Source organism: Blastomonas sp. (genome assembly GCF_041747255.1).
Taxonomy (GTDB): domain Bacteria; phylum Pseudomonadota; class Alphaproteobacteria; order Sphingomonadales; family Sphingomonadaceae; genus Blastomonas.
This window is the reverse complement of record NZ_JBGTFM010000374.1, coordinates 1-10,644: the sequence shown is the minus strand read 5'-3', so window position 1 is coordinate 10,644 and position 10,644 is coordinate 1. Positions and strand designations below refer to the sequence as shown.

At 61.3% G+C, this 10,644-nt stretch carries 9 protein-coding genes; 4 read left to right on the top strand and 5 right to left on the bottom strand.

Annotated elements, in window-relative coordinates:
* Positions 1 to 499 precede the first annotated feature (499 nt).
* Positions 500 to 1,909 (top strand): kelch repeat-containing protein, encoded by a 1,410-nt coding sequence (locus ACEW8G_RS12710; protein WP_373488782.1) that lies wholly within the window; start codon positions 500 to 502, stop codon positions 1,907 to 1,909.
* 201 nt (positions 1,910 to 2,110) lie between these two features.
* Here ACEW8G_RS12710 and rpoD read toward each other — a convergent pair whose 3' ends face one another.
* From rpoD to ACEW8G_RS12695, 3 genes are all read right to left on the bottom strand, one after another.
* Positions 2,111 to 4,135: an RNA polymerase sigma factor RpoD gene (gene rpoD / locus ACEW8G_RS12705; RefSeq protein ID WP_373488781.1), complete on the bottom strand. Its 2,025-nt coding sequence runs from the start codon at positions 4,133 to 4,135 to the stop codon at positions 2,111 to 2,113.
* A gap of 98 nt (positions 4,136 to 4,233) precedes the next feature.
* Positions 4,234 to 6,123 (bottom strand): DNA primase, encoded by a 1,890-nt coding sequence (dnaG, locus tag ACEW8G_RS12700; RefSeq protein WP_373488780.1) that lies wholly within the window; start codon positions 6,121 to 6,123, stop codon positions 4,234 to 4,236.
* 10 nt (positions 6,124 to 6,133) lie between these two features.
* On the bottom strand, positions 6,134 to 6,589 hold the full coding sequence (locus ACEW8G_RS12695) for a GatB/YqeY domain-containing protein (RefSeq protein ID WP_373488779.1): 456 nt from the start codon (positions 6,587 to 6,589) through the stop codon (positions 6,134 to 6,136).
* 220 nt (positions 6,590 to 6,809) lie between these two features.
* Here ACEW8G_RS12695 and carA point away from each other — a divergent pair, with 220 nt between their 5' ends.
* Together carA and ACEW8G_RS12685 are read left to right on the top strand one after the other, a co-directional pair.
* Positions 6,810 to 8,096, top strand: coding sequence for a glutamine-hydrolyzing carbamoyl-phosphate synthase small subunit (gene carA, locus ACEW8G_RS12690; RefSeq protein ID WP_373488778.1), 1,287 nt, complete (start codon positions 6,810 to 6,812; stop codon positions 8,094 to 8,096).
* A complete protein-coding gene (locus ACEW8G_RS12685; protein WP_373488777.1) occupies positions 8,093 to 8,464 on the top strand; it encodes a ribonuclease E inhibitor RraB in 372 nt (123 codons plus the stop codon). The genes carA and ACEW8G_RS12685 overlap by 4 nt, the downstream gene beginning before the upstream one ends.
* A gap of 8 nt (positions 8,465 to 8,472) precedes the next feature.
* Here the strand turns inward: ACEW8G_RS12685 and ACEW8G_RS12680 are convergent, their stop codons facing one another.
* On the bottom strand, positions 8,473 to 8,877 hold the full coding sequence (locus ACEW8G_RS12680) for a type II toxin-antitoxin system VapC family toxin (RefSeq protein WP_373488776.1): 405 nt from the start codon (positions 8,875 to 8,877) through the stop codon (positions 8,473 to 8,475).
* The gene (locus ACEW8G_RS12675) at positions 8,874 to 9,173 is read right to left on the bottom strand and encodes a hypothetical protein (protein WP_373488775.1); all 300 of its coding nucleotides are present in this window, start codon (positions 9,171 to 9,173) and stop codon (positions 8,874 to 8,876) included. Before ACEW8G_RS12675 ends, ACEW8G_RS12680 begins: the two co-directional genes overlap by 4 nt.
* 61 nt (positions 9,174 to 9,234) lie before the next feature.
* On the opposite strand from ACEW8G_RS12675, the gene carB reads away from it, so the two are divergent.
* Positions 9,235 to 10,644 (top strand): carbamoyl-phosphate synthase large subunit (gene carB, locus ACEW8G_RS12670; protein WP_373488774.1); only part of this gene is annotated, 1,410 nt, incomplete at its 3' end.

The following is a 10,644-nucleotide window of genomic DNA, read 5'->3' as shown; positions in this document are numbered from 1 at the left end:
CGCCAGCCCAACCACGAAGCGATGCCCGCCGCTGCCTCCCTGCGCCAGCGCCTCGTCCAGCGAACGCGGCGGCGATGCGGGCGGATCGGTGCGACCAAAGCCACCGGGCGATATAAACGACACTGGCTGGTCCCCTGATCTTCTTGGCGCAAACTGGGGAGGCGTAAGCCCCACCATCGCGGACTATAGCGGCATTTCCTAAAGACAGGGTTTACGGGGGGCGAGTTGGGCAAAAGCAGGCGCCGACCATCGCCGATAGGTTGGGGCCATTTTTTGCTGCCTCAGAAATTTCCACAGCATGGCCAGACGCGACCGCAAACCAGCCAGCAACTTGCTGTCAGCCACGCACTTCGCCGCAGCCATCGCGTGCTCGCTGTGATCGAGTGTCGACCCAAAACCGACATTTGGCGGTCCCAGCCTGTCGTTCGTCGAATTTTCGGTCGATCCGTCGAATTTGTTAGCAAGGATGCATTTATGAATTTCAAGAGGGGATGGTAAGATGATTTATAGGCGCAGCATTTTCCGCAAATTCACTAACCTCCCGACTCTTGGCGCGGCGTCGGCGGCGCTTTTGATTGCCACCACCGTAATGGCACAGCAAAACGGGCCGCCTGCCGTTGCATTCGGGTTCGGGCTTGAACCGGGTCCGCAAGGCCCCAAGGTCAACGCCGTGATGCCCGGCGCGACGGCAGCGGCCATGGGCATACAGCCCGGCGACATTCTTCTTCAGGTTGGCGGCAAGCCGGTAACCGGACCGCAAGTTCTTACTGACTATATCGAAAGCTTGAAAGTCGGCGATCGGGTATCCGTCGTCGTTTTGCGCGAGGGACGCTCCGTTGAGCTGACGGGCACGGCAATGGCACGTCCGGAGGGCGCTGCCATGGCCCAACAAGCCCCGCCGCCTGACCGGTCCACGCCTGTTGAGTCCAACGAGCTTCGCGAAAGCTGGAACGATCGGGCGAGCCAGGGCCCCCCGATTGACGCATTCCCGGTTGTCGATGGATGGAGCATGAGCTGGTCGATGCCTCTCGCCCGCTCCGAGCATGCAGTTGCCGAATTCGACGGCAAGGTCTGGGTGCTGGGTGGGTACCCGCCCGGGCGGTTGCCGTCGAACCTCGTGCAGATATTTGACCCGAAGACAAGTCGCTGGACGCTTGGCCCCGCCTTGCCCCAGCCAATCCACCACACGCCTGTCGCGGCGGTAAATGGCAAGATCTATTTGCTTGGTGGCGAGATCGAAGGCGCGAGTACCGGACGGCCGGAAACCTTTGTCGCGAACGTCTGGATGCATGATCCGGCTGTCGGTGGGTGGGTCGCGCGATCGCCGATGCCGACCGCGCGCGGGGGCGGCGGAAAGGCAGTCATCGATGGGAAAATCTATGTCGCTGGCGGCCGCCCGCCCGGTGGCTCCGCCTTCGAGGTCTACGACCCGACGACCGACACGTGGGAAAAGCTTCCGGACATGCCAACACAGCGCAATCATCTGGCAATGGTTGCGCTGAACGGCAAAATCATCGTTGCCGGCGGGCGAACTGGCCCGGGCGCAGCGGCTGAGCGGGTGGATGCAGTCGAAATCTACGATCCTGCAACTCGCCGCTGGACCCAGGGAGCGCCGCTTCCAAAGCCCGTAGGAGGGATCACCGGTGCGGCGCATGCCGGCTGTATGTTCGTCTTCGGCGGAGAGGGCGAAATGACGCACGTATTGGGGCTGACTCCGACCACTTACGGCTATGATCCCCGCGCTGACCGCTGGACCAGATTGCCGGATCTCCCGATTGCCATCCACGGGCTTAAGGGCAGTGCGGTAATCGACGGCCGGATATACTTGCCGGGTGGCGGTATCACGCTTGGCGGTAATTCCGGGACCAACGCGACGCAGGTCTACCGACCTACGATGCGCTGCGAATAAGGTTTTTCGGCGCTGTCAGAGCGTTAGGGACCAAAGTGTAGGGGGGCTGGGGGCGGTCGCAATAGATGCTGCCGCGGGAAGAGGTGCTTCATAGGAGTCAGCCAAACCGGTATGGGTTCTGACCAAGCAATGCACCTGCTTATTAAGGTTGCGCCGGCAGGGCGTTTGCATGCCGTGCCCGTCGAAACCAGCCATTCCCTCTCACTGATCAAGGAACGACCGCATCTTCCTCGACCGTGACGGATGCTTAAGCTTGCGCAGCGCTTTCGCTTCAATCTGCCGGATGCGCTCACGCGTAACCGAGAACTGCTGGCCCACCTCTTCAAGCGTATGGTCGGTGTTCATGCCGATGCCGAAGCGCATGCGCAGGACGCGTTCTTCGCGCGGCGTTAGCGATGCCAGCACGCGCGTGACCGTCTCCTTGAGGTTCGCCTGGATTGCCGCATCCACCGGGATGATCGCGTTCTTGTCTTCGATGAAATCGCCGAGGTGCGAGTCCTCCTCGTCGCCGATCGGCGTTTCGAGGCTGATCGGCTCCTTGGCGATCTTCATCACCTTGCGGACCTTTTCGAGCGGCATCGACAGGCGTTCGGCCATTTCTTCGGGCGTCGGCTCGCGACCCTGTTCGTGCAGGAACTGGCGGCTGGTGCGCACCAGCTTGTTGATCGTCTCGATCATATGCACCGGGATGCGGATGGTGCGCGCCTGATCGGCAATCGAACGGGTGATCGCCTGCCGGATCCACCATGTCGCATAGGTGCTGAACTTGTAGCCGCGGCGATACTCGAACTTGTCGACCGCCTTCATGAGGCCGATGTTGCCTTCCTGAATAAGGTCGAGGAACTGCAGTCCACGGTTGGTGTATTTCTTGGCGATCGAGATGACGAGGCGCAGGTTCGCCTCGACCATTTCCTTCTTGGCGATACGCGCCTCGCGCTCGCCCTTCTGCACCATGTTGACGATGCGGCGGAACTCGCCCAGGCTCATGCCCGTGGCGGCGGCAATGTCCGAGATTTCGGCACGGATGCGGTCAACTGCGGCGGCTTCGTTGCTCACGAAAGCGGCCCATTTCTTGTCGATACCTGCCACGGTTTCGAACCAGTTTTCGTCAAGCTCATGTCCGACATAGCGATCAAGGAAGTCCTTGCGCGGCACCTTGTGACGCTCGGCCAGGCGCAGCATCTGCCCGCCCAGCGCGGTCAGGCGCCGGTTGAAGGCATAAAGCTGATCGACCAGATACTCGATTTTGTTGGCGTGGAACTGCACCGACTCAACCTCGGCGGTGAGGTCTTCGCGCAGCTTCTGATAGGTCTTTTCGCGGTTTGCCGGGAAATCGTCGCCGATGCCGAGCGCGTTAAGCCGCTCGAGCTGAATCTTCTCGAACTTGCGGAACAATGAGGTGATCTGCGCAAACTTTTCGAGCGCGGCAGGTTTCAGCTGCGCTTCCATCTGTGCGAGCGAAAGGGTGTTGTCTTCCTCTTCCTCATCGTCAGGACGACGCGCGCGGCGTTCGGTCAGATCGTCTTCTTCATCATTGGTGTCGGCGGGTTCTTCCTCGACCTCTTCTTCTTCCTTGAAGCTGGGGCCGGCGGTCTTTTCGCTGATCTCGCCGTTATCCTCACCGTCCTCGGTCAGGCTTTCGGGCGCGGGCTCCTTCGACAGCATGGCATCGAGATCGAGAATCTCGCGCAGCTGCATTTCGCCCTCGTTGAGCGCGGTGGACCATTCGATGATGGCGTGGAAGGTGATCGGGCTTTCGCACAGCCCCAGGATCATCGTATCGCGGCCCGCCTCGATGCGCTTGGCGATGGCGATTTCACCCTCGCGGCTGAGCAGTTCAACCGCGCCCATCTCGCGCAGATACATGCGCACCGGATCATCGGTGCGGTCCATCGTCTCTTTTTTCTTCTCGGGCGAGATGTTGAGCGAATCAGCCTCGTCAGCCGCAGGCTCAGCATCCTCTGCGGCGTTTTCCTCAGCCACCTCTTCATCGTTCTCGACGATGTTGACGCCCATTTCGGAGATCGCCGACATCACGTCTTCGATCTGCTCGGACGACATCTGGTCCTGCGGCAGCGCTTCGTTCAGTTCATCATAGGTGATGTACCCACGCTTTTTGGCGCGGGCGAGCAGCTTCTTGACCGACGCTTCGTTAAGGTCGATCAGCGGTGCATCTGTGCTGTCGGCCTTTGTTTCTTTCGGTGCCTTGCTTGCCAATTCGGTCATTCCTGTCACTTTGGTCCGTGCGTGCCACAACGGGTGCGCATGAATTCTTACTCGTATTCCGGCCCGTTAGGCGGAGCCCGCTTACCAAAACGACAACCTTAAGTGCCGCGTTCTGCAAGCGCAATCAATCGCTGGTCGAAATGCTGCTGCTTTGCCCTTAGCTGCTGTTGCTCCAAAAACAATCCATCTTCACACTCATTCTCGAAACGCCGGGTTACATCGCGCAGCGCTGCAAGCAGTTTGGGGCGGATGGTCATCAACTCAATGGCCTCGTGCAGGTCTTCAGCTACGATCGCTTCACGCGCCAGTTCCGGGCTTTCGCCTATTGGCTGACAAAATGAAAACCCGGGATTGGTGCCTTGCATAAGCTGCTTCGCGCTACCGTCTGCGCCGCGTTCAGCCAATATGGTAAGAATGCCAGCGGTATCAAGGCGGCTTGCGCCGAGTGCCGCTTCGATCAGCGCGTCGAGCAGACCCGCCCATGGCCCGGCAAGTGGCAGATAATCGGCGAGCTGTTCGGAATGCGCCGCAATCTGTTCGGGCCGCTGGATCAGGCCGAGCAGCACCCCGCGCAACACCAGATCGCTGATCGGCTGGCGGCTCAATACAAGCGTCTCGGCATCGGGCGGCGGCAGGATGTCGCGGCGTTGCCAGGGCCTGCCCCTTTCAAATTGGCCCTTGTCAAACCGGGCTTTCTCAAACGATGCGCCCTGGCCAGTGCGAAGGCGCGGCGCAAAAAACGTGTCTGAAAAGCGCTGGTTGATCTCGCGCTTGTACAGCGCCTTGATGTCGCTATCGCCGATGTTGTCGGCATGCGCGATCAGCCGCGCCTTCAGTCCTGCGCGCGCCTCAGGGCTGGAGAGCGGCTCGGCCTGATATTCGCATGCCCACAGGTGATCGAGCAGGCTGATGGGGTTGGCTGCCAGCGCAGCAAAAGCGGCAGCGCCCTGCGCCCTGATAAGGTCGTCCGGGTCCTGCCCCGCAGGCATTGGCACAAAGCCGATCGACTGGCCCGGGCGCAGCAGTGGGAGCGCGCGCGACACCGCCCGCAGCGCTGCCTTTTGCCCGGCACCGTCGCCATCAAAGCACAGCAGGGGTTGATCGACCATCTTCCACAGCCGATCAAGCTGATGCTCGGTGAGCGCGGTGCCCAGCGGCGCGACGCACTCGCCAAAGCCCGCCTGCGCCAGCGCGATCACGTCCATATAGCCTTCGACCACAATTACACGACCCGTCTGGCGCGATGCCGGGGCCGCCAGATCAAGGTTGTACAGCGTGCGGCCTTTATCGAATAACGGCGTGTCGGGCGAATTCAGATATTTCGGCTCGCCCGACCCAAGAATCCGCCCGCCGAATGCGATTACGCGCCCGCGCGGATCACGGATCGGGATCATGATGCGGCCACGAAACCGGTCATAGGGCGTCCGGTCATCGACCTTGATCAGCAGCCCGGCCTCAACCAACAGCGCCTCGTCAATCGATGCCAGCGCCGATTTGATGCCGGTGCGCGAATCGGGCGCAAAGCCGATGCCAAAGCGCTTTATGGTTTCCGCTGAAAGTCCGCGATGCTTCAGATAGGCGCGCGCTTGCTCGCCGGCGGCGCTGTGCAGTTGCGCGACGAACCAGTCCTGCGCCGCCTGGCAGACATCGTGCAACGACGCGCGCGCCTCTGCAGCTTGCGCGGCGCGCGGATCGGGCGCAGGCACGGTCATCCCGGCCTCCGCCGCCAGCTCCTTCACCGCATCCATGAAGCCCAGCCCCTGATGATCGGTCATAAACCGGATCGCATCGCCATGGGCACCACAGCCAAAGCAATGATAGAAGCCCTTGTCGTCGTTGATCGTGAAGCTGGGGGTTTTCTCGTTGTGGAACGGGCAACACGCCTTGTATTCGCGGCCAGCGCGCTGCACCTTCACGTGCCGCCCGATCAGGCTCGACAAGGTGATCCGTGAGCGCAGTTCGTCCAGCCATTGCGGGGTGAGGGTCATGGCCCTGTCATTACCCCGCCAATGCCTCTTTCACCCAGCCGCTCGCTTTGCTCATGTCGATTTCGCTCGCATGGCGGGCTTTCACCTCCGCCATGACGCGCCCCATGTCCTTGAGGCTGGCCGCGCCGGTCTCGGCAACGATCGCGGCAATCACGGCTTTTGCTTCGGTCTCGTCGAGCTGTGCTGGCAGGAATTCCTCGATCACCGCAACCTCGGCGGCCTCGATCGCGGCGAGTTCGGCGCGGTCGCCCTGTTCGTAGAGCGCAATCGATTCGCGGCGCTGCTTGATCATCTTCTGCAGCACTTCGGTGACCATTGCATCGTCATCGGCGGGCGCGGACGCGGTGCGCAGTTCGATATCGCGGTCCTTGATCTTGGAGAGGATCAGGCGGATCGCGGCGGTGCGGGGCTTGTCGCCCGCCTTCATTGCCGCAACCTGCGCAGCCTTTAGCGTATCGCGAATCATGCGAGGGGCACCTTTTTCAATGGTTTTTGAAATAAGCGACCAGCATAGCTGTAACAAAATGTTTTTCATAGATTGACCGTGCACGGATACGGGGCCTAGTGACCCGCCAATTTGACTGTCGGTTGCGCGGAGCAGGGCAGGTGCGGATATGCGCCTTGCCGGGCACGCGCCTGAGCAGGCGAAGCCGCACACACAGGCATGTAACACAAGGGATATCTCCATGGCCCACGCCACCAACCCCGATCAGCCCCAGGGCGCAACGGGGCTGCTGCTTCTGGCCGATGGCACTGCGATCTGGGGCAGGGGCTTTGGCGCTGCGGGCGCGGCGGTGGGCGAGGTCTGTTTCAATACGGCGATGACCGGCTATCAGGAGATCATGACTGACCCCAGCTATGCCGGACAGATCATCACCTTCACCTTTCCGCACATCGGCAATGTCGGCGCGAACGCCGATGATATTGAGGCCGATGCTCCGCATGCGCTGGGCTGCATCGTGCGGGAAGATGTCACCAACCCCAGCAGCTTCCGGTCTGCCCAGCATTTCAGCGACTGGATGGTGCAGCAGGGGCGCATTGGTATTTCGGGCGTCGATACCCGCGCACTGACCCGGCGCATCCGCACATCGGGCGCGCCGAACGCGGTAATTGCCCATGCACCCGATGGCGTGTTCGACATCGAGGCGCTGCTGGCGATGGCACAGGCCTGGCCGGGGCTGGAGGGCATGGATCTGGCCGCCACGGTCACCGGTGCAGAAACGCGCGGCTGGGACGGCGGCATTTGGAGCCTAGGGGCTGGTTACTCGGCTTCTGAGCCCTCTCCCCTTCAGGGGAGAGGGTTGGGAGAGGGGAACGCGCAACCCCCGGCGCGCACCCCTCTCCCCCCGCCGCTGCGCGGCTCCTCCCTCTCCCCTAATGGAGAGAGGGCCAGTTCGCCCCATGTTGTCGCCATCGACTATGGCGCGAAGCACAACATCTTCCGCTCGCTGGTGCAGGCGGGTGCACGCGTGACGGTGATCCCCGCGCAAACCCCGCTCGATGCGATCCTCGCGCTTCAGCCCGATGGCGTGTTCCTCTCGAACGGCCCCGGCGATCCCGCTGCGACCGGCGAATATGCCGTGCCGGTGATCAAGGCGCTGCTGGAGCGCGATGTACCGATCTTCGGCATCTGCCTCGGCCATCAGCTGCTTGGCCTTGCTGCAGGTGCGCGTACGATGAAGATGCACCAGGGCCATCGCGGCGCGAACCATCCGGTCAAACGGCTGGATACGGGCGTGGTCGAAATCACCAGCATGAACCACGGCTTCGCGGTCGACGGGGCAACCCTCCCCGCCAATGTGGTAGAAACCCATGTCTCGCTGTTCGACGGCAGCAACTGCGGCATCGCCTTCACTGACAAGCGCGCGTTCGGTGTGCAGTACCACCCCGAAGCCTCACCCGGCCCTCAGGACAGCTTCTATTTGTTTGAGAGTTTTGTCAGCGGACTCAATGCAAGTGAGCCTGCCGAATGAGCATCAAACTCCCCAAGGTGGACCCGGCGCGGCTTGACGAGGAGTTCGAGGCGGATCGTGATGTGTTACAGCATCTCGCCGACAATGGCGACCGGGCGCATATCAAACGCGCGGTGGATGTGAGCTTTCGTGGTTATCCCGATCATCTGCAGGCTCTGGCTGAGGCGGCGAAGACCTTCGGCTTTGTCGAGCTTGACCGCGAGGATGACCCGGAGGGTGGCAAGCCCTATCTGTTCCTTGAGCGCGATCAGGCGGTGGACGCGGAATCGATCCGCAACCTCACCCGCACCTGCCTGCAGATCGAGATCATGTTCGATGTCGAATATGACGGCTGGGGCTGCGAAGCGCAGACCGGATCGGTGCATTGATGGCGCGGTCAATCGCCCCAGGGATTGATCAGCCGAACCCCCGTCCAGGCAAAGTCTTTTACGTTGCGGGTGGCGACCGCGCAATCATGGGCGATCGCTTGCGCAGCGATCTGCAAATCCAGCAGGGTGCTGGTTTCGGGTCGATGAGCGCGCAATGCGCCGAAAACATGGGCTGCGTCGCTTTCGAAGGGCAATATTCGATCGGCGTAAGTGGTTTCGAGAATGTCCAGCCACCGCACCAACCTGAGACGCATCGCCGACGCTTTGGGCAGCTCGGCACCATAGCGAATTTCAGCAATGACAATGGCCGACAACCACAGATCCCGGTCATGAGCGATCAGCCAGTCAACAACCCTTTGGTCGGGATGGCGCCTGAACTGAACACTCCAGACGTTGGTATCGACGATGATCAAAAAAAGTCCGTTTCCTTGATCGTGCCAACTTCGCGCGGTTCGGGCTCCCACCCGATCCCGCGCCCAGCCTCGATCAGCCGCTCAATCCGTTCGCGGCTTTCGGCTTTTGGATCGGATTCGGGATGCACCTTGAACGGTATCGGAGCGTCGCGCACCGACGGATCAGCCGCAGCCATTCCTGCTTCGCAGATCAGAACCCGCAAGTGCTCTTCCATTGATCGGCCATGCGCGGCGGCAACCTGGCGGAAGCGCAGCTTGGCATCGTCTGGCACATTGCGAACGGTCAGGCTGGCCACGACTCGTCTCCTTTTTACGTCATCAATGCAATCAATGTATGCAAAGCGAGCAAAATAAGCAATGCCCAAGCGCACCGACATAAACAGCATCCTGATCATCGGCGCTGGCCCGATCGTCATCGGCCAGGCATGCGAGTTCGATTATTCGGGCACGCAGGCGTGCAAGGCGCTGAAGGAGGAGGGCTACCGGATCATTCTGGTCAATTCCAACCCCGCGACGATCATGACCGACCCGGATATGGCCAACGCCACTTACGTTGAGCCGATCACGCCCGAGATCGTCGCCAAGATCATCGCCAAGGAACGCGCCGAGCGCCCGGACGACAAGCTGGTCGTTTTGCCGACGATGGGCGGACAGACGGCGCTCAACACCGCGCTGGCGCTCGATGCCGATGGAACGCTTGCCAAATATGATGTCGAACTGATCGGCGCGAAGGCCGAGGCGATCGACAAGGCCGAGGATCGGCAGAAATTCCGTGAGGCGATGGACAGGATCGGGCTGGAATCGGCGCGTTCGACGATTGCGCATAGCATTGATGAGGCGCTGGCGGGGCTGGAGACCACCGGGCTGCCTGCGATCATCCGCCCAAGTTTCACGATGGGCGGCACCGGCGGCGGCATCGCATACAATCGCGACGAGTTTGTCCAGATCGTCACCGGCGGGCTTGCTGCATCACCGACCACCGAGGTGCTGATCGAGGAATCGCTGCTCGGCTGGAAAGAATATGAGATGGAGGTGGTGCGCGACAAAAACGACAACGCCATCATCATCTGCGCGATCGAGAATGTCGATCCGATGGGTGTGCATACCGGCGACAGCATTACGGTGGCTCCGGCGTTGACGCTGACCGACAAGGAATACCAGATCATGCGCTCGGCCAGCATTGCTGTGTTGCGCGAGATTGGCGTCGAAACCGGCGGATCAAACGTGCAGTTCGCGGTCAATCCCGCCGATGGCCGGCTGATCGTGATCGAGATGAATCCGCGCGTGTCGCGCTCGTCGGCGCTGGCATCCAAGGCGACCGGTTTTCCGATCGCCAAGATCGCGGCGCGACTGGCGGTGGGCTATACGCTCGACGAGATCACCAACGACATCACCGGTGCGACGCCTGCAAGCTTTGAGCCGACCATCGATTATGTTGTGACCAAGATCCCGCGCTTTGCCTTTGAAAAGTTCAAGGGCGCGAGCCCACTGCTTGGCACCGCGATGAAATCGGTTGGGGAGGTCATGGCGATTGGCCGCAACTTCCAGGAATCGGTGCAAAAGGCGTTGCGCGGGCTCGAGACGGGGCTCAGCGGGTTCAACACCATCGATCATCTGGTCGGCGCGCCGCGCGATGACATTATTGCTGCGCTGTCGCAGGCGACGCCCGACCGGCTGCTGATCGCGGCGCAGGCAATGCGCGAAGGGCTGACCATCGATGAGGTCCATGCGATCAGCAAATATGACCTGTGGTTCCTTGAGCAGATC

Coding starts and splice junctions, on each gene's coding strand:
- ACEW8G_RS12710 (WP_373488782.1), top strand. CDS start 500: ATGATTTATAGGCGCAGCATTTTCCGCAAATTCACTAACCTCCCGACT.
- rpoD (WP_373488781.1), bottom strand. CDS start 4,135: ATGACCGAATTGGCAAGCAAGGCACCGAAAGAAACAAAGGCCGACAGC.
- dnaG (WP_373488780.1), bottom strand. CDS start 6,123: ATGACCCTCACCCCGCAATGGCTGGACGAACTGCGCTCACGGATCACC.
- ACEW8G_RS12695 (WP_373488779.1), bottom strand. CDS start 6,589: ATGATTCGCGATACGCTAAAGGCTGCGCAGGTTGCGGCAATGAAGGCG.
- carA (WP_373488778.1), top strand. CDS start 6,810: ATGGCCCACGCCACCAACCCCGATCAGCCCCAGGGCGCAACGGGGCTG.
- ACEW8G_RS12685 (WP_373488777.1), top strand. CDS start 8,093: ATGAGCATCAAACTCCCCAAGGTGGACCCGGCGCGGCTTGACGAGGAG.